This is a genomic window from Arcobacter thermotolerans (assembly GCF_983172305.1).
On sequence record NZ_CFAFZJ010000003.1, the window covers coordinates 13,671 to 38,890 of the forward strand.

At 25.1% G+C, this 25,220-nt stretch carries 31 protein-coding genes; 11 read left to right on the top strand and 20 right to left on the bottom strand.

What is annotated here, in order from left to right:
* The first annotated feature begins 36 nt into the window (after positions 1–36).
* Genes AC5LG6_RS03040 through AC5LG6_RS03050 form a run of 3 tightly spaced genes read left to right on the top strand, consistent with a single transcriptional unit; the run spans position 37 to position 753 of the window.
* Positions 37–246 carry a helix-turn-helix transcriptional regulator gene (locus AC5LG6_RS03040; protein ID WP_498585667.1) on the top strand — a complete coding sequence of 70 codons (210 nt, stop codon included), beginning with the start codon at positions 37–39 and terminating at the stop codon, positions 244–246.
* Positions 243–500, top strand: a complete 258-nt coding sequence (locus AC5LG6_RS03045) for a hypothetical protein (protein WP_498585668.1) — start codon at positions 243–245, stop codon at positions 498–500. Before AC5LG6_RS03040 ends, AC5LG6_RS03045 begins: the two co-directional genes overlap by 4 nt.
* The gene (locus tag AC5LG6_RS03050) at positions 493–753 is read left to right on the top strand and encodes a hypothetical protein (protein ID WP_498585669.1); all 261 of its coding nucleotides are present in this window, start codon (positions 493–495) and stop codon (positions 751–753) included. The genes AC5LG6_RS03045 and AC5LG6_RS03050 overlap by 8 nt, the downstream gene beginning before the upstream one ends.
* A gap of 464 nt (positions 754–1,217) precedes the next feature.
* Here AC5LG6_RS03050 and AC5LG6_RS03055 read toward each other — a convergent pair whose 3' ends face one another.
* The gene (locus AC5LG6_RS03055) at positions 1,218–1,472 is read right to left on the bottom strand and encodes a helix-turn-helix transcriptional regulator (protein WP_260921500.1); all 255 of its coding nucleotides are present in this window, start codon (positions 1,470–1,472) and stop codon (positions 1,218–1,220) included.
* A gap of 175 nt (positions 1,473–1,647) precedes the next feature.
* Here AC5LG6_RS03055 and AC5LG6_RS03060 point away from each other — a divergent pair, with 175 nt between their 5' ends.
* Together AC5LG6_RS03060 and AC5LG6_RS03065 are read left to right on the top strand one after the other, a co-directional pair.
* The gene (locus AC5LG6_RS03060; protein ID WP_498585670.1) at positions 1,648–1,893 is read left to right on the top strand and encodes a hypothetical protein; all 246 of its coding nucleotides are present in this window, start codon (positions 1,648–1,650) and stop codon (positions 1,891–1,893) included.
* Between the two features lie 8 nt (positions 1,894–1,901).
* A complete protein-coding gene (locus AC5LG6_RS03065; protein ID WP_260921504.1) occupies positions 1,902–2,546 on the top strand; it encodes a hypothetical protein in 645 nt (214 codons plus the stop codon).
* 38 nt (positions 2,547–2,584) lie between these two features.
* Here the strand turns inward: AC5LG6_RS03065 and AC5LG6_RS03070 are convergent, their stop codons facing one another.
* Together AC5LG6_RS03070 and queF are read right to left on the bottom strand one after the other, a co-directional pair.
* Positions 2,585–3,172, bottom strand: a complete 588-nt coding sequence (locus AC5LG6_RS03070) for a DNA-binding protein (protein ID WP_498585671.1) — start codon at positions 3,170–3,172, stop codon at positions 2,585–2,587.
* A gap of 13 nt (positions 3,173–3,185) precedes the next feature.
* Complete coding sequence (gene queF, locus AC5LG6_RS03075; protein ID WP_066156133.1) at positions 3,186–3,563, bottom strand: preQ(1) synthase; 378 nt, start codon at positions 3,561–3,563, stop codon at positions 3,186–3,188.
* 116 nt (positions 3,564–3,679) lie between these two features.
* On the opposite strand from queF, the gene AC5LG6_RS03080 reads away from it, so the two are divergent.
* On the top strand, positions 3,680–4,654 hold the full coding sequence (locus tag AC5LG6_RS03080) for an NAD(P)-binding domain-containing protein (RefSeq protein ID WP_498585672.1): 975 nt from the start codon (positions 3,680–3,682) through the stop codon (positions 4,652–4,654).
* Here AC5LG6_RS03080 and gyrB read toward each other — a convergent pair.
* The 3 genes from gyrB to dnaA all read right to left on the bottom strand — a co-directional run bounded on the left by gyrB (position 4,651) and on the right by dnaA (position 9,510).
* Positions 4,651–6,966 carry a DNA topoisomerase (ATP-hydrolyzing) subunit B gene (gyrB, locus tag AC5LG6_RS03085; protein ID WP_498585673.1) on the bottom strand — a complete coding sequence of 772 codons (2,316 nt, stop codon included), beginning with the start codon at positions 6,964–6,966 and terminating at the stop codon, positions 4,651–4,653. The two genes, AC5LG6_RS03080 and gyrB, sit on opposite strands and share 4 nt — an antisense overlap.
* A 12-nt stretch (positions 6,967–6,978) precedes the next feature.
* Positions 6,979–8,049 (bottom strand): DNA polymerase III subunit beta, encoded by a 1,071-nt coding sequence (dnaN, locus tag AC5LG6_RS03090; RefSeq protein ID WP_066165585.1) that lies wholly within the window; start codon positions 8,047–8,049, stop codon positions 6,979–6,981.
* A gap of 147 nt (positions 8,050–8,196) precedes the next feature.
* Positions 8,197–9,510 carry a chromosomal replication initiator protein DnaA gene (gene dnaA / locus AC5LG6_RS03095; RefSeq protein WP_066155927.1) on the bottom strand — a complete coding sequence of 438 codons (1,314 nt, stop codon included), beginning with the start codon at positions 9,508–9,510 and terminating at the stop codon, positions 8,197–8,199.
* Between the two features lie 233 nt (positions 9,511–9,743).
* Here dnaA and ruvC point away from each other — a divergent pair, with 233 nt between their 5' ends.
* Both ruvC and purN read left to right on the top strand, forming a co-directional pair.
* Positions 9,744–10,214 carry a crossover junction endodeoxyribonuclease RuvC gene (gene ruvC / locus AC5LG6_RS03100; RefSeq protein ID WP_066160586.1) on the top strand — a complete coding sequence of 157 codons (471 nt, stop codon included), beginning with the start codon at positions 9,744–9,746 and terminating at the stop codon, positions 10,212–10,214.
* A gap of 6 nt (positions 10,215–10,220) precedes the next feature.
* Complete coding sequence (gene purN / locus AC5LG6_RS03105; protein WP_498585674.1) at positions 10,221–10,802, top strand: phosphoribosylglycinamide formyltransferase; 582 nt, start codon at positions 10,221–10,223, stop codon at positions 10,800–10,802.
* A gap of 34 nt (positions 10,803–10,836) precedes the next feature.
* Here the strand turns inward: purN and AC5LG6_RS03110 are convergent, their stop codons facing one another.
* The 4 genes from AC5LG6_RS03110 to AC5LG6_RS03125 form a co-directional block, all read right to left on the bottom strand.
* Positions 10,837–12,741 carry a methyl-accepting chemotaxis protein gene (locus AC5LG6_RS03110; RefSeq protein ID WP_498585675.1) on the bottom strand — a complete coding sequence of 635 codons (1,905 nt, stop codon included), beginning with the start codon at positions 12,739–12,741 and terminating at the stop codon, positions 10,837–10,839.
* A gap of 134 nt (positions 12,742–12,875) precedes the next feature.
* On the bottom strand, positions 12,876–13,337 hold the full coding sequence (locus tag AC5LG6_RS03115) for a hypothetical protein (RefSeq protein ID WP_066219205.1): 462 nt from the start codon (positions 13,335–13,337) through the stop codon (positions 12,876–12,878).
* Between the two features lie 53 nt (positions 13,338–13,390).
* Positions 13,391–14,008: a trimeric intracellular cation channel family protein gene (locus tag AC5LG6_RS03120; RefSeq protein ID WP_066219208.1), complete on the bottom strand. Its 618-nt coding sequence runs from the start codon at positions 14,006–14,008 to the stop codon at positions 13,391–13,393.
* Positions 14,005–14,826, bottom strand: a complete 822-nt coding sequence (locus tag AC5LG6_RS03125; protein ID WP_498585676.1) for an FAD-dependent thymidylate synthase — start codon at positions 14,824–14,826, stop codon at positions 14,005–14,007. The genes AC5LG6_RS03120 and AC5LG6_RS03125 overlap by 4 nt, the downstream gene beginning before the upstream one ends.
* A gap of 113 nt (positions 14,827–14,939) precedes the next feature.
* Between AC5LG6_RS03125 and AC5LG6_RS03130 the strand changes: the two genes are divergently transcribed.
* The 3 genes from AC5LG6_RS03130 (at position 14,940) to AC5LG6_RS03140 (ending at position 18,193) form a co-directional block, all read left to right on the top strand.
* The gene (locus AC5LG6_RS03130) at positions 14,940–16,517 is read left to right on the top strand and encodes an HD-GYP domain-containing protein (RefSeq protein WP_260893849.1); all 1,578 of its coding nucleotides are present in this window, start codon (positions 14,940–14,942) and stop codon (positions 16,515–16,517) included.
* 11 nt (positions 16,518–16,528) lie between these two features.
* On the top strand, positions 16,529–17,380 hold the full coding sequence (locus AC5LG6_RS03135) for a helix-turn-helix transcriptional regulator (protein ID WP_260880568.1): 852 nt from the start codon (positions 16,529–16,531) through the stop codon (positions 17,378–17,380).
* A 63-nt stretch (positions 17,381–17,443) separates the two neighbouring features.
* The gene (locus AC5LG6_RS03140) at positions 17,444–18,193 is read left to right on the top strand and encodes a class I SAM-dependent methyltransferase (RefSeq protein ID WP_260880567.1); all 750 of its coding nucleotides are present in this window, start codon (positions 17,444–17,446) and stop codon (positions 18,191–18,193) included.
* On the opposite strand, the gene AC5LG6_RS03145 is transcribed toward AC5LG6_RS03140, so the two are convergent.
* The 10 genes from AC5LG6_RS03145 to AC5LG6_RS03190 all read right to left on the bottom strand — a co-directional run bounded on the left by AC5LG6_RS03145 (position 18,188) and on the right by AC5LG6_RS03190 (position 25,139).
* The gene (locus AC5LG6_RS03145; protein ID WP_498585677.1) at positions 18,188–19,378 is read right to left on the bottom strand and encodes an ArsS family sensor histidine kinase; all 1,191 of its coding nucleotides are present in this window, start codon (positions 19,376–19,378) and stop codon (positions 18,188–18,190) included. The genes AC5LG6_RS03140 and AC5LG6_RS03145 overlap by 6 nt on opposite strands.
* A 1-nt stretch (position 19,379) precedes the next feature.
* Positions 19,380–20,045 (bottom strand): response regulator transcription factor, encoded by a 666-nt coding sequence (locus tag AC5LG6_RS03150; RefSeq protein ID WP_066219221.1) that lies wholly within the window; start codon positions 20,043–20,045, stop codon positions 19,380–19,382.
* Positions 20,038–20,427: a hypothetical protein gene (locus AC5LG6_RS03155; protein WP_066219223.1), complete on the bottom strand. Its 390-nt coding sequence runs from the start codon at positions 20,425–20,427 to the stop codon at positions 20,038–20,040. The genes AC5LG6_RS03150 and AC5LG6_RS03155 overlap by 8 nt, the downstream gene beginning before the upstream one ends.
* A complete protein-coding gene (locus AC5LG6_RS03160) occupies positions 20,393–20,716 on the bottom strand; it encodes a cytochrome C (protein ID WP_498585678.1) in 324 nt (107 codons plus the stop codon). Before AC5LG6_RS03160 ends, AC5LG6_RS03155 begins: the two co-directional genes overlap by 35 nt.
* A gap of 19 nt (positions 20,717–20,735) precedes the next feature.
* On the bottom strand, positions 20,736–21,509 hold the full coding sequence (locus AC5LG6_RS03165; protein WP_498585679.1) for a cytochrome b/b6 domain-containing protein: 774 nt from the start codon (positions 21,507–21,509) through the stop codon (positions 20,736–20,738).
* 1 nt (position 21,510) lies between these two features.
* Positions 21,511–22,014 carry a diheme cytochrome c gene (locus AC5LG6_RS03170; protein ID WP_498585680.1) on the bottom strand — a complete coding sequence of 168 codons (504 nt, stop codon included), beginning with the start codon at positions 22,012–22,014 and terminating at the stop codon, positions 21,511–21,513.
* Positions 22,015–22,029: 15 nt separating this feature from the next.
* On the bottom strand, positions 22,030–22,431 hold the full coding sequence (locus AC5LG6_RS03175; RefSeq protein WP_187471799.1) for a DUF1924 domain-containing protein: 402 nt from the start codon (positions 22,429–22,431) through the stop codon (positions 22,030–22,032).
* A gap of 78 nt (positions 22,432–22,509) precedes the next feature.
* On the bottom strand, positions 22,510–22,872 hold the full coding sequence (locus AC5LG6_RS03180; protein WP_066403191.1) for a diacylglycerol kinase: 363 nt from the start codon (positions 22,870–22,872) through the stop codon (positions 22,510–22,512).
* Entirely contained in the window at positions 22,850–23,554 is a 705-nt protein-coding gene (locus AC5LG6_RS03185; protein ID WP_260924577.1) for a phosphatase PAP2 family protein, read from the bottom strand. The genes AC5LG6_RS03180 and AC5LG6_RS03185 overlap by 23 nt, the downstream gene beginning before the upstream one ends.
* Positions 23,532–25,139, bottom strand: a complete 1,608-nt coding sequence (locus AC5LG6_RS03190; RefSeq protein WP_498585681.1) for a phosphoethanolamine transferase — start codon at positions 25,137–25,139, stop codon at positions 23,532–23,534. Before AC5LG6_RS03190 ends, AC5LG6_RS03185 begins: the two co-directional genes overlap by 23 nt.
* Positions 25,140–25,220: the final 81 nt, after the last annotated feature.

Consider the following 25,220-nt stretch of genomic DNA (forward strand, 5'->3'; position numbering starts at 1 on the left):
CAATTGCAATTGTAAATTATTCAACAAAGGACGATTATGTCAAAAGAAATATTTACAGAACTTAAAAATAAAAAGTTTTACAGAGCCAAAGAGGTTACCGAATACTTAGGTATTTGCAAGTCAAATGTGTGGAGATTGTCAAAATTAAAAAAAATAACTCCAATTAAAATTAGTGATAAAGTAACTGTTTTTTCAATAGATGAAATAAATAAAGTTTTCAACCTAAATGATGAGGTGTCAAAATGAAAAGTTTAATCAAAAAAGTAGCAAAAGATTACAATGTAAATCATCAAGCTTTAAAATTTTTCGTAAAAGATTATGGTTTTGAACCAAAACAAATTTCAAGGCTTGAAATCTTAGAAATTTTGTATGAGAATTGTATAGATTTATTTTATAGCAGATTAGTAAAAAATTCAAATATGGTTGAATTTTTAGATATTGATAGTATCGATGCCTTAATATCAGAAATTGAAAAACTAAAGGAGGTGAAAAATGGATAATTATCTCAAAAAACAATTATACCACTGGGTATTTCATAAAATAAAATCTAATCCAAAAAAATTTGGTGGGGATTTTAGTAATCCATTGATTATGATGGAATATTTAAAAGAATTTTATTCTTCATATTATATTTATGAATTAGAACTTGAATTGATGAGTATTTTAACTACTGTTTCAAGAATAAAAAATAGAATTCTCAAAAAATATCCTCATTTAGATTTTAGAGTTAAATACAAGAAAAAAAAGAAGTGAAATACACCGTATAACGAAGTGTAAGGTAATCTAATTTTTAGACTACCTTGAAAATTAGAAACTATACTAAGCCCTTATATAGTGATATTTCCCGATATTATATATAAGTTGGTTAAGTATAGTTCTTACTTTAAAAGATATTAAAAATATTGATATTTGCTTTGATATAAATATTGAAAATATCTTTAATAACTATTTATGATAATCCTTATAAGAATAAACTAGATTTTACTTTATGGAGATAAAATTATAATTTCAAATATCAAAGTCTTAGCATTACCACTTCATAAAATGAAATATTTAATAAATTTACTGTAACTATTTAGGTAATAAGAAAAGCTTTTAATATTCAAAAAAGTTGTAAACAACCTATAATCTTTCTGTGATTTTTTTTTGATTTAAATTTTTATTAAAAAAATTTATTTTGGGTTATATTAGATAAAAAATAGGAAAATTATTGGAAATTAATCCTTTTGGATTTTGAAGAATTCACAAAATTCTATATTTAGAATTTTTGATATTTTATGTAATTGAGTAATATTGAATTTACGATTATTTTTATAAATTTCTGCAGAAGCGACTAAACTAGTAGATTTGTTACCCATCTCTAAAGAAAGTTCTAATTGGCTCATGTTTGCTCTCTTTCTAAATTTAGCAACATTGTTACCAATGAGTTTATATAATTCATCGTTATTTAAATCTTTAAACTCTTTATCCATATTTACCTACATTACAAACGTAGCGTAAGTATAGTTATGTAACAATATCTTATCAAGTTACAAATGTAGAGTAAAATAGAAACAAAAGATATTATAATTTTTTAAAATAAACTAAAAAAGTTATTTATAGTTATTTTATATGTTAATATCAGAAAAAGGAGTTTATATGAAAAAAATGTTTTTATTGTCTATCTTAGGTAGTTTTAGTTTTGCTAATATATTTGCTTGCAAAAATGAAAGTTCTCTTTACCTAATTGCAGATACGGATAGAAATTCCAGAGCTTATGTTGCTGAAGATTTAATTCGTGATGGGAAATGTAAAATTTTATATGGCTTTACTATTGTACATAAAGGTCAAGTTATCTCAAAAGTAAGATATGGGGATACTTACTACTACACATTGACTACATATTTAAAATAGGAGCTTAAATGAAAAAATATTTAATATTAATTACTATACTGATGAGTACATTATCAGCAAATAACTGGAAAAAATTTGATTTAGAAAAAGATCCTTTTACAGGAAATAAAGGTATTGCATTTATAAATAATTCAAAAGATAAAATGTTGGGAGAAAATATTAAACTAATTGTAAGATGTGTAAATGAAGACTATCCTGAAATAATCATAAATTGGAATACTTTTTTGCATACAGAAAAAGTTAAAATGTTAGAAAGAGTTATAAGTTATGACAAAAAAACTGAAGAAATATTCAATAAATCAAATGCAGATTTTGAAAAAAAAGTTCAAAGTTTAGGCTCAAACTTATTAGATGCTAAAGGTAAATATTACGCCGTTTCAAAAGATTTTAAATCAATTTTTTATCCTGAAATTGATGAATTAGAATCAAATTATCCACTAAATTTAAGATTAAAATTATACGAATTAGTAAACAATAAAACTCTTATTTTAAAAATTGCTCCATTTAATAGTAATCCAATTATTGCAAATTTTAACTTATCAGGACTAAAAGAACTGATAATACCATACAAAGAAAAATGCAAGCTACCTAATAAAATGGAAGCAGATGAAATTATAAAAGTAATGATACAAAATATAAGAGAAGCTTATTAGATTTAGGAATATAAAGAAGGAGTGCTTTTAGCATCTCTTCAAAGTAAATCTTCGAAACTATCATTTAAAATTAAAAGCTTTTTACTATTTTTATTATAAATAAATCTTTTATCACCATTTTTAACACAATTTAAAATAGTATTTTTTATCTCCAAATCACTCTTTGAAGCTCTTTTTAAAATAGTAAAAAACTCTTGTAGGCTTATAAACTCTCTTTTTTTCTCATTTTTTTGATTTTCAATTTGAGGTTTATATATTGATCTCATTTCATTAAAAGCACTTTGTAAAAGTTTTATCTCGCTATTAAAAACTTCTATAATTCTTTTTTGATTTTTTTCAAGTCTTTTTATCTCCATAAAATGTTGATTTTTCATCCATTTTATAGATTTTTTCAAAATTTCTATCTGTTCATCTTTTGATTTAATTACTCTTTCAAAAACATTTTCTTGAATATTTTGTTTATCATTTTTTAAACTATTTTTTATAGTTTCTTCATCTATATAAACAAATAGTTTGCCATCTTTTTTCTCTGATTTTAGTTGATTTCTTCTAATACGGTAGTGAATACCCTGCAAAGAGATTCCTAAAATCTCTGAAGCTTCTGAAGTTGTTACCAATCTTTGCAAGGTTACTCTCTTTTTATATTTTTGAGCTATCTATTTCAATAACTGTATGAACATTTCCTCTTGGTTTAAAATCAGCAACTACTTTAAGCCATTTTGGTTCTAGTTTTGAAAAAAGTGTATCAAAAATCTCATTTGCAGAGTTTTCATGAGAGATATATCTATTCATAAATGAGTTTATATAAATTTTAAGTGCCTTAAGCTCAATAACTCTTTTATTTGGTGTATATTGAATCTTAATAGTTGCAAAATCAGGGTAACCACTTCTTGGACATTTTGCCATAAATTCTGGTAACTCAATATCAATTATATAGTTTTTATCATGTTCGTTTGGCCAAAAGTTTTCTTCGTTATTTATATCAAACTCTAAAATCTCTTTTTCACCATATTTTATTTCCATTAGTAACCTTTTTTTAAAAATTTTTTGAAAATATTCTATCCAAATATCTCTTATAAAGCTAATTCCCAAAAATAAGGATAAAATTTAAATATATTTTTAAAGGTTAAAAAATGAGTTCAAAAATATTTGATACAGTAATTGTTGGAGCTGGTGTTTCAGGACTGAGTTGTGCTATTGAGTTAAAAATAGAAAATATTGAAAATATACTATTAATTGAAAAAAGTGATAATTTTTTTAATACTATTAGAACTTTTTATAAAGATGGTAAAAGAGTTGATAAATATTGGCGTAATCAAACTATTAACCTTATTGGAAATATCCCTTTTGATGGTGGATTAAAAGAAGATGTATTAAACTATTTTGAAAGCCTTTTAAAAAAATACAATATACCTACTATTTATAACAATGAAGTAGAAAAAGTTATAAAACTTGATAATGGAATTTTTGAAGTTCACACTAAGTTAGATATTTATAAAGCAAAAAATGTTGTAATTGCTATTGGAAAGATGGGAAAACCAAATAAACCTAACTATAAAATAGCTTCAGAGATTCAAAAAAATATAAATTTTAATCTTGATAGCTGTTCAAAAAATGAGAAAATATTAGTTGTTGGTGGTGGAAATAGTGCTGCTGAGTATGCATACTCTATAGCTTTGGATGATAATATTGTAACTTTAGCATATAGAAAAGAGAGTTTTACAAGATTAAATAAAATTAATGAAAATACGTTAAAAGAGTTTGAAGCTAATAAAAAATTAACTATAAAATTAAATTGTGATATAAACTCTTTAGAAGATGATAATGGATTTGTAAAGGTAAACTTCTCAAATAGTGAAAGTGAAAATTTTAATAGAGTAATTTATGCTATTGGAGGAACAGCTCCTACTGATTTTCTAAAAAATTGTGGTGTAAAATTTAGTGATAATTTAAAACCAATTTTTGATGAAAACTTTGAGTGTTGTTGTAAAAATTTATATATAGCTGGAGATGTTAATTCTTCAAGTGAAGGTTCAATTTCAAGTAGTTTAAATCACGGATTTTTAATTTCAAAAGCAATAGCTAAAGGTTTAAAACCTTTAGCTTAAACATCAAGATGTTCTACATCTTTTGCGTGAGATTCTATATAGTTTCTTCTAGGTTCTACTTCATCACCCATAAATAGAGTAAATGTATCACTTGCAGCTTCTGCATCTTCTATTTTTACTCTTAAAAGTCTTCTATTTTCAGGTGTCATAGTTGTTTCCCAAAGTTGTTCAGGATTCATCTCTCCAAGACCTTTATATCTTTGAATATAAGCACCTTTTTTTGCTAAACTTTCAATCTCTTCAAGAAGTTCAATTAAATCTCTACCTTCAAATAGTGTTAAATCTCTCTCTTTTAATTTAGTAAATATAAAAGTTGATTCACTAAAATAAGGTGATGCAAATAGCTCTTCATCAATTATTAACTCTTCAAGTCCTGCATTTGTTTGAACAAAAAGTTGAATTTTTGTTTCAGTAATAGTTTTTGAAAGTATGTTATAACCTCGTGCTTCTAAGAAGAGTTTAACTTTTTCATATAATGAAGCAAACTCTAAATTTACTAAATCACTATTTTCAATTAGATATTTTAAAACTTCAATCAAAGAGTATCTTTTTGCTAATTGTTCTAACATAGCTCTATATCTTGCTACTTGTTTAAACAGATCAAGTAAATCATTATATCCCATACCTTCAAATTCAAAATTTTCAAGTCCATTTTCAATTAAATAAGCAGATAATGCATTATTATCTTTTAAATAAATCTCATTTTTACCTTTTTTATATCTGTAAAGTGGTGGTTGAGCAATATATAAATAACCTTTTTCAACAATCGGTCTTAAAAATCTAAAAAAGAAAGTTAAAAGTAAAGTTTGAATATGGCTACCATCAACATCGGCATCCGTCATAACTATTATTTTATGGTATCTTACTTTTTCATCATTAAAATCTTCACCAATTCCACATCCTAGTGCAGTTATAATATTTCTAATCTCATCAGATTTTAAAATTTTATCAAGTCTTGATTTTTCAACATTCAGAATTTTTCCTTTTAAAGGTAAAATTGCTTGATAAACTCTATCTCTTCCTTGTTTTGCACTTCCTCCAGCAGAGTCACCTTCCACTAGATATAACTCTCTTATAGTTGGATCTTTACTTTGACAATCAGCAAGTTTTCCAGGAAGTGTTCCAACACTCATAGAGTCTTTTTTTCTAGTTAATTCTCTCGCTTTTTTAGCAGCTTCTCTACCACGTGCAGCCATTAAAGCTTTTTCCATTACTGCTCTTGCATGTGTTGGATTTTCTTCGAAATATTTATCTAAATTATCACTTGTAAGTTTTTGTGCAATTGGTCTTACATAAGAACTTCCTAATTTTCCTTTTGTTTGACCTTCAAATTGTGGTTCTGGAACTTTTACAGAAACAACTGCAATAAGACCTTCTCTTACATCATCTCCAGTTATTTTTGCATCTTTTTCTCTTGCAGCTGCATTTTCACTTAAATATTTAGAGATACTTCTTGTAAGTCCAGCTTTAAAACCAGCTTCATGAGTTCCACCATCAATTGTTCTAATATTATTTACAAAAGATAGAGTTTTTTCAATGTATGTATCGTTGTACATCATAGCAATATCAACTTCTACACCATCAACTTTATCACTAAAATGCATAACTTCACATAGTGCTGTCTCTTTATTTAAATCAGCAACAAATTGTTTAATACCACCTTCAAAATGGTAAACTTCTTTAATTTTTGCTAATTCATCTTCTAAAGTTATAGATATAATTGGATTTAAATAAGCAACTTCTTTAAATCTTTTTTTAAGAATATTAAACTCATATTTTGTAACTTCAAAAATTGAATCATCTACTAAAAATTCAATAGTTGTTCCAGTTTTTCTAGGACTTTCTCCTATAACTTCTAAAGCTCCTTGAGGAATTCCCTCTTTGAACTCTTGATAGTGAATCTTCCCTTCTCTGTAAATAGTCATTTTAAGATGTTTTGATAAAGCATTTACAACTGAAACCCCAACTCCGTGAAGTCCACCTGAAACTTTATATGTATCTTTATCAAATTTTCCACCAGCATGTAGAACTGTTAAAGCAACAGTTGCAGCACTTATTCCTTCAGTTGGATGAATTGCAGTTGGAATTCCTCTTCCATCATCTTCAATTCTAGCCCATCCATCTTTTGTTAAAGTTACTTTTATATTTCTACAAAATCCAGCCATTGCCTCATCTATTGAGTTATCAACAACTTCATAAACTAAGTGATGAAGACCATTTATATTTGTATCACCAATATACATCCCTGGTCTTTTTCTAACAGCTTCAAGACCTTTTAAAACTTTAATATTACTAGCACCATAATCTGACATTTTATTTTCCTTTTATTTTTCTAAAACTATTGGCATTACAATTGTGATAAATTTATTATCTTCCAAATAAAATGGAAGATTTGATTCATTAAATCCTATTTTAATCTTATCACTTGTTGTCATACTTAAAAAATCTAAAATATATTTAGCATTTACTGCTATATAAAAATCATTAGGGATATTTAAATCTATATCAACTTGTGTATTTGCAACACTATCTGTATCCAAAGATTCAAAAATAATAGCTTGTTTTGTAAATGTAATTTTTATATTTGAATTTAAAGATGTAATAAGTTTTATAGATTCAATAAATATATTTTTTGGAATATATAGATTATTTTTAAGATTTGATGGAATAATTCTTTCATAATCTGGATATTTTCCATTTATAAGTTTTGTAAAGAAAGTTGTATTTTCATTTGAAATTACTAAATTTGTATTATCATATGAAATTTTTGCATTATCTAAAAATAGTTTTTGAATTTCAAAAATAGCCTTTTTTGGGATAATTAATTGAACTTCTTCATTTGACATATTTTCTAAACTATTCATTGCTAATCTTCTAGTATCTGTTGCACAAAAATTTATTTTTTGACTTTTTATATCTAATAATGCTCCATTTAATTCAAACTTTGGATTGTTGTTATCTATTGCAGGAGATATTTTTTTAATTGAATTTATAAAATTAATTGTAGATATAGTTAAATCTTTTAAATTTTCATATCTATTTATAGTTGGATATTCATTTGGATCATAACTTGGTAATTTGAATATTGATTTACCTTGTTTTATTATTAAGTTATTTGAACTAGTTTCTAAAGTAATATCTTCATTTTTTAATCTTTTAATAAATCCTAATAGATTATTTCCATTTACTGTTGTTTTTCCATCTTCAAAATTACTTATTGTATCAATTATAACTTCAAGACCAATTTCATAATCAGTAGCTTTTATAGTCATTTTGCTATTTGCAATTTCTAAATATAAATGAGATGTAATTGCACTTGAATCTTTTTTTTCTAAAAATGGTTGCATTTGACTTACAACATTTTCAAAAACAGATTTGTTTATTACTAGCTTCATTTCTTTCTCCTATTTTTTATTTATTTTCAAGTATTAGTAGTAGTCTATGTGAAAAGATGTAAATACTGTTTTAAGCACTAAAATATCGATGTTTTATATAGTGATTAAAATCAAATATATATTCACATCTTTTCACACATCTAACTATTACTCCTTGTTTATTAATTTATTTTTTAAATTTTGAATTATTAATTTAAAATTTTCATCTTTTTCAATTAGTTCAGTTGTTTTTTTAACATTATGAGAGATTGAACTATGGTCTTTCATCTCTAAAAACTTTGCAATATCAGGCATTGAATTGTGAGTTAATTCACGAGCAAGATATATAACTATTCTTCTTGCATTTGCTACACTAGAAGTTCTTTTTTTAGATTTTATATCGCTTGGTTTAATATTTAACTCATTTGCAACTAAGCTTATAATATCTGGAAGTTTTATATTCTCTTTATTCTCTTTTATTTGATCTTTTAAAAGATTTTGAACCATTTGTAGATTTATTTCAAGATTAAGTAAAGATGCACTTGCATTTATTCTTATTAATACACCCTCAATCTCTCTAATTGAACTATCAAGAGTTGTTGCAATAAACGAGACGATATCTCGACTTAAATTTATCCCATTTAGTTCTGATTTTTTTTCAATAATTGCAATTTTAGTCTCTAGTTTTGGAATTTGAACATCTGTTGTAAGTCCCCATTCAAACCTTGATTTTAATCTATCAACAAGTCCAGCTATTTGAGATGGAAGTCTATCACTTGTCATTACAATTTGTTTTTTTGCATTATGTAATTCGTTGAAAGTATGGAAGAATTCCTCTTGAGTACTCTCTTTTCCACTTAAAAACTGTACATCATCTATTAAAAGTAAATCACAATTTCTATATTTTTCTCTAAAATGTTCCATATTTTTTTTGTTTATAGAAAATATAAAATCGTTCATAAACTGCTCAATTGTTACATATATTACAGTTTTATCATTTTCTAAAGCATGATTTCCAATAGCTTGTAAAATATGAGTTTTACCCAAACCAGTTCCACCATATATGAAAAGTGGATTATACTGAACACCTGGTTTTGAAGCTACTGCTAAAGCTGCATTATAAGCCATTTGATTTGAAGGACCAACTATAAATGAATCAAAAGTATATGAAGGATTTAGTATCGTACTTTCTGGAGTATGATTTTGAATTTGAATATTTTGTGTCTCTTTTTTTGTCTTTTTTTCACCAATTAATCTAATTTCAATATCTGGTTTAATATTAATATTTTTTTCAAAGCAGTTTTGAATAAGATTTGTATATTTACTTTTTATCCATGAAGCTATATATTTATTTCCTACTTCAAATATTGCAATATTCTCTTCAATAGATAATTTTTTTAAAACAAGTTGTTTTAAATATCTTTCGAAGTCATTTTTGCTTGTCTCTTTTTGAATAAGTGATAAAAACTCTTTATTTGTCATAATAACCTAAAAAATCAAATTTAATTAAGCAATTATTATATCTAAATATTTTATAAAATAGCTTCAATGGAAAAACTATAAAAAATAGTTTAAAATGACAAAATAATTTATTTGTACACAATGTGAATAAGTAGTGAATAATTTTTTAATTTTATAAATAAAAACATAGTTAAAATACGATACAATCGAATATTTAAAAATGTGAAAATAAAAAACAAAAAAGAGTGAAAAGAGTGAAAATACTAGGAATTGATCCAGGTACTAAAAATTGTGGATATGCAGTTATTGAAAAAATTGGAAGAGATTTAAAATTAATAGAAGCAGGATTAATTAAGATAAAAACTACAGTTTTGCAAGAGCAAATTGTTGAGATGACAGAAGGAATTGATTTAATATTTAAAAATCATAAAATTGATGAAGTATCTATTGAAGATATGTTTTATGCTTTTAATCCAAAAACTGTTATAAAACTAGCTCAATTTAGAGGAGCAATTAGTCTAAAAATACTTCAAAATTTTGGAAATTTTTCGGAATATACACCTCTTCAAGTAAAACAAGCAGTTACAGGAAATGGAAAAGCTACAAAAGAGCAAGTATCTTTTATGGTTAAGCGACTTTTAGGTATTAAAAAAGAGATAAAACCTCTTGATATAACAGATGCAATTGCAATTGCATTAACACACTCTCAAAGAATAAAAGGATAGAAATTTATGAAAAAAATAGGAATTTTGGCATCTTATAATGGAAGTGGTTTTGAGACAATTCAAAAAGCGATTGAAGATAAAATTTTAGATGCAAAAGTTGTTGTAATAATTACAAATAATAGTAGTGCAGGAGTTTTGGAAAAGGCAAAAAAGTATGAAATTGATAGTTTTATTATAAATTCAAAAATTTTTCCAAATGAGAATCTGGATTTAAAAATAACTAATATTTTAAAAGAGTATGGATGTGATTATATATTTTTATCAGGTTTTATGAAAAAAATTGAAGATAATATGCTTAAAACATTTGAAAACAAAATTATAAATACTCATCCAGCAATTTTACCATCAATTTATGGAGGAGCTGGAATGTATGGACATTTTGTTCATGAAGCTGTTGTAAAAAATGGTGAGAAAAAATCAGGTGTTACAATTCACTATGTAAATGAGAATTATGATGAGGGTGAAAAAATTTTAATAAAAGAGCTTTTATTAGATGAAAATGAAACGGCAGAAACTTTGGAAAATAGAATAAAAGAGCTAGAAAAAATTGCTATTGTAGAAGCATTTAAGAAGGTTTTAGAATCTTAAAAAGATAGAATTTATACTATCTTTTTAAAGAATCTTATGATTTAATAGTGGTTAAATCTTTAGCTTTAACGCTATTTTTACCAATAAACTCTTTTTCATCTGCATTTTTAACAATTAGTTTTGCAATACCATCTGTTAGCATTGCTATATTTTGAGTTTCATTTGCAATTGTTGCATTTTTTTGAGTTTGTTGATCTAAACTATTTACAGCATCATTTATCTGCTCTATTCCTTTTAATTGCTCTTTACTAGCATTTTGAATATCAGAAATTAGATTCATTGTTTGAGAGATATTAGAATTTAAATTTTTATACCCTTCAATCATACTATTTGAAATATCTTTACCTTCATTTGCTTTATTTTTAGCATTTTCAACTATTGATTTTATCTCATTTGCAGCTTCTGCGCTTCTATTTGCAAGATTTCTAACCTCTTGTGCAACAACAGCAAAACCTTTTCCAGCTTCACCAGCAGTTGCTGCTTCAACAGCAGCATTAAGACTTAGAATATTTGTTTGGAATGCTATTTGGTCAATTACGCTAATTGCTTCATTTACTAAATTTACTTGAGTATTAATATCTTCCATAGCTTTTGTTGTTTCATTAGCTAATTGCTCTCCTAGGTTAGCTGATTTTGTAACATCATTTGATAATTGAGACATTTGAGCTATGCTTTGAGTATTGTTTCTAATATTTGAAGTAATCTCTTCAAGTGCAGCAGCTGTTTCTTCTAAAGAAGCCGCAGCTTCATTTGAACTTACATTTAATTTATCAACATTTTTAAGTAATATACTTGAACTCTCATCTAAAGTTAAACCATTTGATTTATTCTCTGCTAAGATTTCGCAAATTACATCTCCAAGCTCATTTATTGTTACAGCTACTGTTGCATAAGGATTTGGGAATCTTGCTGTGTAATCTTTATTTTTAAACTTTTGTAAAACATCAAGTAAAACATTGACATCTCTTGCAATTGTGTGTTCTAGGTAGTGTTGAAGTTCTATTAAAGAGTTTTTTATCTCATTTAATACATCAGATTTTACATTTAAATTAAATTTAGCAAGATTATTTCCAGATTTTAACTCTTTAACAAAATTTGCAAGAGTTGCTCTAAACTCATTATCTTCAAGAATAATCTCTTTTGTTTTCTCAATATTATGATTTATTAGTTTTGCCATCTCTCCAAACTCATCATTTGATTTTATATCTAATAATGAAATAGATGAACTCTCTCTATTTACAAATTTAAAGAAATTTTCTAAACCTATTTTTGTTTTATTTATAATATCAACTAACTGTTTTGAAATAAATAATGCAACAGATATAGAAACAATCATTGCAATAATTAAAAATATAATCATTGTATATGAGAATCCACTTGCTATATCTCTTACTTTTGAAAGATATGTAAAGTTTTTTGTCTCTTGATAATCAATAAATTCATTAATAACTGCTAACCAATTTGTAAATAGAGGACTTGCATTTGTTAGAAGTATATTTAAAGCTTCTTCATTTTGATTATTTAATTTTAAATTTACAATCTCTTTAACCAAAGGAAGAGTTTGCTTTTCAACATCTTTAATTCTATTTAAAATTTCAAGCTCTTCTTGTGAAAAATTGTTCTTATTTTTAAATATATCATCTAGTTGTACAGCTGATTTTGCATAAAAATCTTCAAGATTTTTTATATCAACTACCGATTTTTTAAACAAATCTGTATTTGAATTTTCAGATAAAACAACATCTCTAATAGAGATTGCTCTATCATGAACACTACCTCTAAAGTTTATTGCAAATCTTTGTTTTGAAGATGTAAGTTCAACTTCATTTTGTAAGGTATTATCTATAATTGAAACTCTATTGATACCTAAAACAGTCAATATAACAATCAATAAAATGATTAAACCAAAACTTAAATACAGTTTGTTAGAAATTTTCAAAGCATATCCTTTTAAATAATTAAAATATTATCATAGATTATCTTATTAAAAGGTTTATTTTTTTAATTAATAAAATTTATTGCATTGTATTTTAGTGAGAAAATCTCCAAGATATTAATCATGGAGATTTTTATTTATTTAATAAATTTAGCTAACTCTTCTTTTGTAGAGATTTTATCTATTTTTACAACTTTTCCATTTTCTAAACTATAAACTATAATTTTTCCATCTTCTTTTACAAAGTTATCTTTGTTTGTATCATCTAATAATAAAACTGAAAATGGGTATTTTTTCATTTTAGGTAAAGCTATAAATTTAGATATTAAACTTGGCATTCCTGAAATATCAGCAACATAAACAGCACTATTTTTTTCTAAAATATTCTCTTTTTCACTTAGAGGTAAAAGATAATCTCTTAACATATCGCTTGTACTTTTATCACTTGCAAAAAGTATAGTTTTTACATTTGTATCGATAACTTTTTCAACTTCATTTTGATCTTTAATTTTTAAGTTATCAACAACACTATCAACAGCAAGTGGAGCTGCATTTAATCCTAAAGCTAATAAAGAAGCTAAAAGTATTTTTTTTAACATATTTTTCCTTTTAAAAATTTTCAAGATTCTAGCTTTAAAAAGTAAACAGAAGATTAATTTTCTTTTGATAAAGTTGGTAAATGCCACTTTTTATAGTATGCAAGAACTCTTAAAACAACTCCAAATATAAATACAATAATCAAAGAGAATATATTTCTAAGTTCAAATGCATCTAAAATATAAACAACACTTCCTATAATTAAAGCGACAGTTGCATAAAACTCTGAAACTAAAATAAAAGGCATTCTATTTATTAAAACATCTCTTATAGTTCCTCCACCAACAGCAGTTATAAATGCTAACATTACAGCACTTAAGAAGTTAAAATCGCTCTCAATTGCAATTATTGCACCTGTTATTGCGAATGATGAAAGTCCAATTGCATCAGAGATTACAAAAGCCCATTTACCCTCAAGATTTGTAATTTTATGAAGTTTAAATAGCATGGCAATTAAAACAGTTGCAATTACTAAACTAAGAGGGAGGTTTGAAGTAAAAACGTAAGGAGTTCTATCTGCTAAAACATCTCTTGTCATCCCACCACCAAAAGCAGTTAAAAACGCAGATATAAAAACTCCTAGAATATCTAGTTTACAGTGAACTGCTATTAAAAAACCACTAAGAGCAAAAGATATAATTCCAATAATATCAGCAATCTCTAAAGCACTCATCTTAAAAGCTCTTGCATTGCAATTGCAGTTTGTCTAATTTCCCATTGAGCGTGTTCGTCAAGTCTTAATTTAAAGTAGTTGTCAAGCTGTTTTGGCATAAATGCACCCCAAATTTGAGTGTAACCCATTTGTGGAATTACACGTCTAGCTTCTTGAGGTTTAACTCCATTTTCAAGTAATTCAAAATATAAATCTTCACTTTGTTTGATTAAATCTTGAACTTTTTGATTCTCTTTTAATTTTTCACTAACATAAAATTCAAAAGGTACTCTTTTAGCACTTACATATCTTCTGCTTAATTCTTGCCAAGAAATTCTATGTCTCACCATTTGGCTTCTTGTAGGAAAATCTACTTTAAATAAAAACACTTTGAAATACTCTTTTATGATTTTGCACTCTTCTTGTGTATTAAAAATTGTTCGAATATCAAAACTAAAGTTATCTTTATCATTTTCAAAATCATAAACTAATGCTCTATAATTTGTAAGCAAATATCTGTCATCTAAGATTTCACCAAATTTTTTACAATTTGAATACTCTAATTTTAAAATCTCTTGATGTTTTGGATTTTCATAATCTAGTAAAACTGGTACAAATTCAAAACTAGAACTTGGTAATCCCATACTTTCAGCCATAAGTCTATTATAAAGACTTTCACTTCCAAGTGCTTTTGGATTTTGATAACAAATTGAAGCTACTTGAGTTATAGCTAAAATTCTATTCTCTTCATTTAAATTTGCTTTTGAAAAATCCCAATTCTCTACAAAACCAATATTATCATTTAAGATATTTTGTTTTTCATTTATTTTTTTTATCACTATTTTGCCTTTATAAAAAATTGAATTTAGATTATACAAAATTAAATCTAAAACAATATCGAGCAATAAAATGTTAAAATTCTTTTCTAATATAAAAACTAGGTGGTTATTTTATGAATATTAAGAAAATTGTAAAGTATAGTTTTATAATAATGGCTACAATAATATTTATAATAACTGCAATAAATACGCTTGTAATATATCAAATAAAAGAAAATAATCAAACTAAACAAGCAATTAGTGATTTAGTATTTATGCAAGATAAGATGAATGAATTGTTAAAAGATACTACAAATGTAGAATCAATAGAAGAATTAAAACAAAAAAAAGAGGATTTCTTAAAATTTGAATTAGAATTTGAAGATATTGAAAAACTTTTTACTATAAAAGATGAAAATGATTTTGTTGATTTTTTTATTTCAGATATTCATAAAGATAAAATAATTTCAACAAAATTAGATTTATTATTTGAAAATGAAAAACAAATAGAAGATGTTTTTACTGAAATTTATAAACTTCAAGAGATTAAAATACAATTCAAAAAAGATTTTGATATTGTATATCCTTTAGAAAATCAAATTAGAAAAGAGTTAGATTTAAAAATAGCTTCTTTAAAAAGCTATGAAATATTTAAACTTTTTAGCGATGTTGAATATTATAGCAAAGAGGCTTTATATCAATATAGAGATAAAAAGACTCTTGATAAATGGCTTCATAAAATAGAGTTATTAAAAAATAACTATAAAGATGAGACTATTTTAGAGTATTTAGAAGTTGTAAATAAAGTTGGAAATATTGTTGTAGAGCTAAAAAATATTGAAGATAAAGAGTTAATATTAAGAAATAAAATTTTAGATGTTATTAATCAAAATAAAGTTTATAGTTCAGAAATCCAAAAAGAAATAGCTGATTTGACATCAAATTTTATTAATTTTACATATATTAGTATACTTTTTTTATTGCTTTTAATTATCTGTTTAATAGTAGTTTTAGGATACAAAGTTTATAAAAATGTAGGTTTATCTGTTGATGAAATTGAAGCAAAAGTAAAAGATGGATTAAATGAAATAACAAAGTTAAATGAAGAGATAGAAAATACTCAAAAAGAAGTAGTTTTTACAATGGGTGCAATTGGAGAAAGTAGAAGTAAAGAGACAGGAAATCATGTAAAAAGAGTTGCAGAATACTCAAAACTTTTGGCTTTATATTATGGGTTAGATGAAAAAGAGGCAGAACTTCTAAAACAAGCAAGTCCGATGCATGATATAGGAAAAGTTGCAATTCCTGATGCAATATTAAATAAACCTGGTCGTTTTGATGAAAATGAGAGAGAAATTATGAATACACATGCAGCTTTAGGTTATGAAATGTTAAAACATTCAAATAGACCTTTATTAAAAATGGCTGCAATTGTAGCAAATGAACACCATGAAAAATGGGATGGAACAGGTTATCCAAAAGGATTAAGTGGAGAAAATATTCACATTTATGGAAGAATAACTGCACTTGCTGATGTTTTTGATGCTTTGGGAAGCCATAGAGTTTATAAAAAAGCTTGGGATGATGAAAGAATTTTTAATCTTTTTAAAGAAGAGAGAGGAAAACATTTTGATCCAAAGCTTGTAGATATTTTCTTTGAACATTTAGATGAGTTTTTAAAAATTAGAGAAACTTTTAAAGATAAGTTTTAAAAAGATTTATTATGACTTATGTTGTTCCAAACTATTTTATAGAAAAAAATGATAGTAGAATTGTTGATTTAGAAGAGATTTATTGTATAAATTATATTACAAAATATCGAGAAGATTTTTTATCAATTAGAAATACAATGCACGCTCTTATGATTCCTTTGATTGGTCAAAAAATCATAACTACAAAGGAAGAAAAACTAGATATAAACTCATCAAATATCTGTTTTTTGTATCAAAACAACTATTTTTTAAGTAAAAGAGTAAATGAAAATCTAAAATACAAATCAATAGTTTTGTTTTTTAGTGATAAGTTTATATTGGATTTTATAAAAAAATATAAAATAAAGAGTGATAAAAAGTCTGAAATAGAACTTTTTAATTTTGATTATTCAAACTTTGAAGAGTTAAAAATAGCTATAAAATCTTTTGAGAACTATTTGGAAAAGGATTTTTCAAAAGAGCTTTTAAAACTAAAAATAGAGGAGTTATTTCTTTTAGTTTTACAAAAAGATGAAAAGAGTTTGATACCGTTTTTTAATAAAATTATAAATACTACAAAAGATAGAATCAAATATATTTTAGAATCAAATCTTGATTTTGTAAATAGTTTTGAAGATATTTGCAGTTTAACAAGACAAACTCCTTCAAAAATTAGAAAATATTTTAAAGATGAATTTAACACAACCCCAAAACTTTGGATAAATGAAAAAAGATTGGAAAAAGCAACTTTGTTATTAAAAACAACAGATGAAACAATCTCTCAAATTGCAACTTCATGTGGATATTCAAGTGTATCTTGGTTTATTTTAGAGTTTAAAAAAAGATATAACTTAACACCAAAAGATTACAGATATAAAATATAACTTTTCTTATACTTTTAATTTTTCAAAGAATATAAAATTTCTTAAAACAAAAAGGAATTAATTATGAATAAAAATAGTTGGAATGCAGATGATTATTCACAAAAAGCAGCTTTTGTTTCAAATTTGGCTTTTTCTTTAGTTGATATTTTAGATGTCAAAAAAGATGAAAAGATTTTGGACTTAGGTTGTGGAGAGGGAACTTTAGCAATAAAGATACAAAATCAAGGTGCAAATGTAATTGGAATTGATTTAAGTGAAGAGATGGTTTTAAAAGCAAAAGAAAAAGGTATAGAAACTTTTGTTATGAGTGTTACGGATTTAAAATTTCAAAATGAGAGTTTTGATAAAGTTTTTTCAAATGCTGTATTACATTGGGTTAAAGATTTAGATAAAAGTGCAAAAGAAATAGCTAGAGTTTTGAAAAAAGATGGAAAGTTTGTAGCTGAATTTGGTGGTTATGGAAATATAAAATTTTTATGTGAAGCGATGGATAAAGTTTTTTTAACGCATAAAGATTTTGGAGAGTTTAATAATCCTTGGAACTTTATAAGTGATATTGAATATAAAAAAATATTAGAAAAAAATGGTTTTGAAGTTCAATCAATAGAGTTGATAGATAGACCAACAAAAATTGAAGATATAAAAGTTTGGTTGGATATTTTTGCAAATGGAATCACTAAAGATTTAACAACAAAACAAAAAGAGATTTTTAAAGAAGAGGTTGAAAAGATTTTAAAAAATAAAATCTACTCAGAAGAGTTTGGTTGGCTTGCTGATTATGTAAGATTAAGAGTTGTTGCAAATAAATTATAAAACAATTTTAAAAATATTATAGTGATTTTCATAAGAGTAAAGTAGCTGAAAATTGTGTTTATCAAGAATTTTTTTTACTATACTTAAACCTAAACCAAAGCCATCTCTTTGAATAAGCTCTTGAGTAAAAGGTTTTAGATAATACTCAAACTCTTTTGATAGTTTTTCACCACTATTTAAAATAGAGATTTGATTTTTATCTACTTTTATGATTATTGGAAATGAAATAGCGTATTTTAAAGCGTTATCAATTAGATTTTTAAGTGCAATTGATAAATAATATAAATCACCTTCTATCTTAAAATCTTCAAAAATTTCTATATCTACTTTACTTTCATCTTCTAAATATAGTTTTCCCAAAGATTCTAAAACTAAAGTTTCTGCACTAAATATTGTTAAATTTAATTTTGAAATATTTAGTTTTTCAAGCTCAATTAGCTCATTTGTAAGTTTTTCTAAATCTTGAAAAATCTTTTTAAGTAGCTCTTTTTGTGAAAAATTATCTATTTTTTCAATAGCAAATTTTCCTTTTGCTATTGGAGTTCTTAACTCATGTCCAATATCACGAAGTAACTCCTCTCTTGTTTTTATAGAGTTTTCTAAAGAACTTGCCATATTATTAAAACTCTTCGCTAAAGTTCCAATTTCATCGTTGGATTTTATATCTATTCTTGTTGATAAATTACCATTTGCAAAAGCTTTTAACTCTTTAGTTATAGTTTTTAGTGGGCTTAGAAGTTTAATTATAAATAAAAACATCATTAAAAGAGCAAAAATATCTAAAAATACTAGTACATTTAAAATAGTTTTATCGCTTAAACTCTCTTCATCTAAGGCTTTGAAAATATATGACTCATCTAAATATTTTATTTTTAGAATGTAGATATTTGATGATTTATATTTCAAAATAGATATATCTGTAAATGCAGAATTTTGAGAATATATAGTTTCTAAATTATTTTCATCTAAAAAATTTACTTTTTCTAAACTATTTTTTGAAATCAAAGAATCTAAATAATTTTTATTTTCTATATTTTTAAAAATATCGTCAATAACTTTTAGGTATTTTTCTTTTGCAAAATTATCAACTCTTTTTGAATTTATATTATCAATCCACAATCCAATTACAGTCATTAGAATAAAACTAATAATAAAAAGGATAGTTAATTTTTTGAAAATTGACATTCTAACCTACAAACTTATAACCAATTCCCCAAACAGATTTTATATATTTAGGGTTTTTTGAATCATCACCAATTTTTGCTCTAATATTTGAAATATGCATATCAATAGTTCTATTTTTTGTATTAAAATCTAAAGAAGTAGCATTTAAAATCTGCTCTCTTGAAGATATTTTATTTTTATTTTCAATTAAATAGATAAAAATTTCAAACTCTATTTTCGTAAAATCAATTGCATAATCATCTATTAAAACAGTTCTGTTATCTTTATCTATTGTAAAATCACCAATTTTAAAAGATTTAGTTGAGTTTCTTTTTAAAATAGACTCTATTCTTAAAACCAACTCTCTTGGTTCATAAGGTTTTGCAAGATAATCATCAGCTCCAAGCTCAAATCCATGTATTTTGTTTCCAATATCACCTCTTGCAGTTGAGATAATTATAGGGATATTCTTAATCTCTTTTAGCTTATTAAACAGATCAAATCCATCCATAAATGGAAGCATCAAATCTAAAATTATAATAGAGTAGTCACTGTTTAGTTTAAAATCTTCTAATACATCTTTTGGATTATCAAAAGCAGTAACAATAAATCCATAATCTTTTAGATAATCAACTATCAAAGATTGCATTTGTAAATCATCTTCAACTAACAAAACCTTTTTATTCAATTATCCACTCCTTGAAATGATCTGCAAATTTATCTCTTTGCTTTTCATTTAAAATCTCTAATATCTTTTTTATTCTTTTAGCTTCTAAAATTGTAGCCTTTTTTTTGATTTCCATACTTTTTTGAATATATAAATTCTCATCAAAATTTGACTCTTCTATTAAATCTTCAATATCATCTTCAATATCATCTTTAAATTCATAAAACTCTTTATACTCATCTTTTAGCTCTAAAAGAATATTTTTTATAGCTTTTACTTGCTTCTCATCTAAATTTAAATAATCTAAATTCTTGTAAGAGTGCTTATATTTTTTGTAATCATCGTCACCATTTAAAAACAAAAATATACTACATAAAATCAGAAATATCTTTAATATTTTCATTTTCAATTAATCCTTTTTCAATATCACTATGACAAGCTTTACAGTTTGCAACACTTTTTACTTTTTCATTTTTAAATACTTCTTTTGGAATCTTTTTGTGTTTTCTTTCCCAATAAGATGTTTTTGATAAAGCAATTATATCTTTATCTCCTATTGAGTTTAGAAAATTCCAGCTAGCTTTAGTAGTTGAAGTTTCTGCACTATTTTTTAATAAAAAAGTTAAAATATCTTGATTTGTTTTTTCATCTAAACTGGCATCATCACCAAAATGATTTTCCAAATCACTCATAACTAATTCCCAAGATTTTTTAGGCAATAGATTTGGTGGGATAAAGAGTATGGCAACTTCCACACTCGTTTACAAAAGCTACATTTTGTGTTTTATAATCAATTGGCTTAAATTTTGAAGCAACTAAACTATTATCTGGTTTATAAATATTAAAAATCAAAAAAGCTATAAAAGCTACAAACATAAAAATAGCAAATAGTTTTTGAAAGAATGATAGTTTTATACTCTCATCTTCAGAAGTCATTTTATATCCAGTTGCTATTGAGTTTAGAGTTTCATGTTTTTTATGAAACACTCTATCAAAGGCAACTCCAGTTAAGTGAGCAACAATTAAAAAGATAAGAAAATTTGCAAATAATTCATGAATCTCTTTAAAAAGTTTCATATTTTTAAAAAAAGTGTCATTTAAAAAAGATGCTATTCCTTTTCCGTCTTGTATTCCATAAGCTAATACACCTGTAACAATTACAATAAAAGTAACAATTAACATAGCTATCATAACATAAGATGCTAATGGATTGTGACCTATGTATTTTTGTTTATCATTAAAAATATTTTTAAAAAACTCTTTAGCTTCACTCTTATTTGCTGGAAAATCTCTAAATAAAGAGTATTTTGGACCAAAATATCCCCAATATACTCTAAAAACCAATAAAATCAAAATAGAGTAACCAGCAATTGCATGATATTTTAGAAGTTTATCATCATCTGTTAAAAAAGCAATTAGAATAAACAAAGCAAACAAGAGATGAAAAACTCTTGTTGGTAGTGACCAAATATATGATTTTTTCATATTAATTTTTCTCCCATCTTCCATAGTTTGGAATTTTTACATCATCATCACTAAATATACCTTTTTTTGCATTTTGATGGCAAGCTGTACAGTTAAATAAACCTTTAACCTCTTTTTGAGTAATTAAATGTTCTTTTATATCTTGATGTTTCTTTTTCATATATGGCATTTTTGAAATAGAATGTGGAATAACCCCATTTAAATTCTCAACTATTTTTCTACTTCTTTTATATTGCATACTTTTTTCAGCACTATTCTCATTTAAATAACTTGAAATAGTTTGAAAAGTTTTTTCATCTACAGTTGCATCATCACCAAAGTGGTTATCTAAATTTGACATCATTTTATTCCAAGAGTTACTAGGAAGTAGTCCTGCTGGATATGCAAAATGACAACTACCACACTCTTTTTCGTAAATTGTATTATCAACTGGTTTAACAGATATGCTAATTCCTCCAGCAAATAAGAAAGAGCTAGTAAGTCCTAAAAGAATTAATTTCTTCATCTTTTTGCTCCTTTATTACTTATTTATGATGTAAGTTATTACATCACCTTTTTCAAGCGGTGTTCCTTCACGATTATAAACATCATTGAAGTTTCTTTTTAACCATTTTTCAATCTCTGTTTTATCTGTAAATCTTTTTGGATTTACTTTTGGTGAAAGAGCATCTATTTCTTTACCTGTAAAATAATTTTGATTTGATTTATTTAAATCTGTACCATGGCAAGATGCACAAGAGATTAATTCACCTTTCTTTCCAACATGTTTTGATAAAAAGATATCTTCCCCTCTTTTATAATCGAAACCTTTAAAAGATGAATCTGTTTTTAAAACTTCTTGTTTTAAGGACTCTAAAAAATCATCAACCGTAGCACTAAAACTTAAAGTTGCAAGCAAAGTTGCTATTAAAAATGCTTTCATAATTTACTCCTAAATATTTTTTATATTTAGAATTGTAAAAGAATAGTTTAAAGATATTATGTTTTTTTACTTGACAATTTATTGACAAATATCAAATAATATAATTACCCAAGTAATTACAAAAATAGAGATACTAATAAATACAATAGTACTTCCTACATCTTTTGCTCGACCAGCCATAGGATTATGTTCAAGAGTTACTAAATCTACAACTCTCTCTATTGCACTATTTATTGCTTCAGCTAAAATCATTCCCATTAAAGTTATAAATAAAATAGCTTTATTTGTTAAATTTGTATCAATAAAAATAATTACAGGAATTAGAATAATTGTTACTATTAGCTCAATTTTAAATGAAGTTTCATTTTTTATTAAGTCAATTAAACCTTTTAATGCATAAGATGTATTTTTAAAAAAGTTATATTTTGGTTGATTTCTCAAAGTTTTCCTTTATTATTAATTTATGAATAATTAAAATTACTAACCAAGCTAATATCATAGTAACTAATGTGTGACTTAAAAAGTGGTCACCAATTAATATTTTATATCCTCCAGTTAATACACCTACTGTTACACCAAAAGCTAGAGCTATTTTTTGGTTTCTAGGTTTTTTAAATAAAAAATATAGAGACATCAAAGAGAAACCCATTGTTGCATGACCAGCTGGCCAACATCTCTGTTTTTTTTCTTGAATATAATCTTTTGGATATGATTCAAGAATTTTTACATCAATTGAGTCCCCGCCAAATTCTATAATATCTACAGGACAAGGAACATTTGTAACACTTTTTAAAGAAGCTAAAGAAGGTACTAAAATAGTACTTAAGCAGACTATTAATAAACCTTTTTTGTACTTTTCTAATATTTTAATTCTTTTAAAAAAAGACAAAACTGATAGAAGTAAAATAATAGATGCAAATATTATAAATATTTTTTTAAATCCACTATAAAAAATCAAATCTGCTAAATAATTATCTTTTGATAAAATCCAAGATTTTGTTTCAAAATTATAAAAAAGAGATTGAAATCTTATATCAAAATCTGTAAATTGAAATATTAAAATTACAGCCCAAAGTAAAAAAGCTGTAAATATAATTTGTTTAGTCTTCTTTTCTAGCTTCATTTAATATATCTAACTCTTTTTTATATACTTCTGTTTTTACTTCAAAAAGTCCCAAAATAGTACTAAATAAGTTATCATGAGAGTACTCTTTATCTATATTTTCTTTGATTTGACTTTTATTATACTCATGAGCCATTTTTCCATCATCTAACCAAATAAGAGATGCAACTCTTGTTTGCTCTTTTGGAGCTATTGCATAAGGCATACCATGAAGATATATTCCATTTTCTCCTAAACTCTCACCATGATCAGATAGATATAATAATCCCGCCTCATGAGTTTTTGAATATTTTTTTAAGAAATTTATAGCTTTTGATAAGAAATAATCAGTATATAAAATTGCATTATCATATGCATTACTTATCTCTTCTTGTGTACAATTTTCTAGCTGGTTTGTTTTACATACAGGTGTAAATTTTTCAAACTCTTTTGGGTATCTTTTATAATATGCAGGTCCATGATTTCCCATTTGGTGAAGAACTATTAATATATCTCTACCTCTGTTTTTTTCTATATAATCTTCAAGACCAACTAACATTCCTTCATCTCTACACTCTTCATTGCAAATACTATTTGTTTTAGGAGTTTGAAAATCTTCATAATCAACTCTAAGTGCTACTCCTTTTGAATCAGAGTTATTATCTCTCCATAAAATTGCAACATCTTGAGTATTTTTTAAAACATCTAAAACATTTTTTGTAGAAGCACCTTTTTTATAACTATAATCATCTTTTGGAAAGATAGAGAACATACAAGGAACTGAATGAGCTGTTGAAGTTCCACAAGAACTCATATTTGTAAAGCTTACAAGCTCTTCTTGTTTTAATAGAGGATTTGTCTCTTTAGAATAACCATTTAATGAAAATCTATCTGCTCTTGCAGTTTCTCCTATAACTAAAATAATCAACTCTTTGGGTTCATTTTTTTCTTCAACTACTTTAGAATCTAAACCAATATCTTTAATTTCGCTTGGTGCTGTATCTAAAGTTTTATTAACATAATTTCCAATGCTATATATCCAATAAATTGGATTTATATTGTATCTTAGAGGTTTATGTTCTCTAAAAAAAGATGTGTAGAATTTAGAAAAACTAAAAATTATTATAAAGATAATAACTAAAGACAATATTATAGTTTTTAATTTTGAAACTATTTCACCTTTTAATGATTTATAATTTATTTTAGTTGTATATACAATATTAGAGGGAATAATTGCTAAAAAAACAACATAAAGAACTAATCTAAAACTAAATAAATCAAGAGACTCTTTCATGCTTGTTTGCAAACTATTTCTAATCATCTCTGAATCAATAACAATACTATAGCTATCCATAAAATATGCTGTAAATGCAGAACTTATAAAAATTGTTATTAGAATAGGTTTTGTTGTATATTTTGAGCTAAAAATAGTTAATAAAACTGTAATTAAAAGTGTTAAAACAATAGTTATTGATGAAAAAAACAGAATATTTGAACCTACAAAACCATATGTAAGAATAAGATCTTTGAAAAATTTATAATTATAAAATAGAGTTAAAAATATAGAGCTAATTATTATTAGTCTATTTTGAGAAAGTCTTAACACGAAAAAATTCCTTGTGATAATTTATGAAATACTAGCCTTTAATAATTAATAAATCTATAATAAAATGTCAAGAAATTGTAA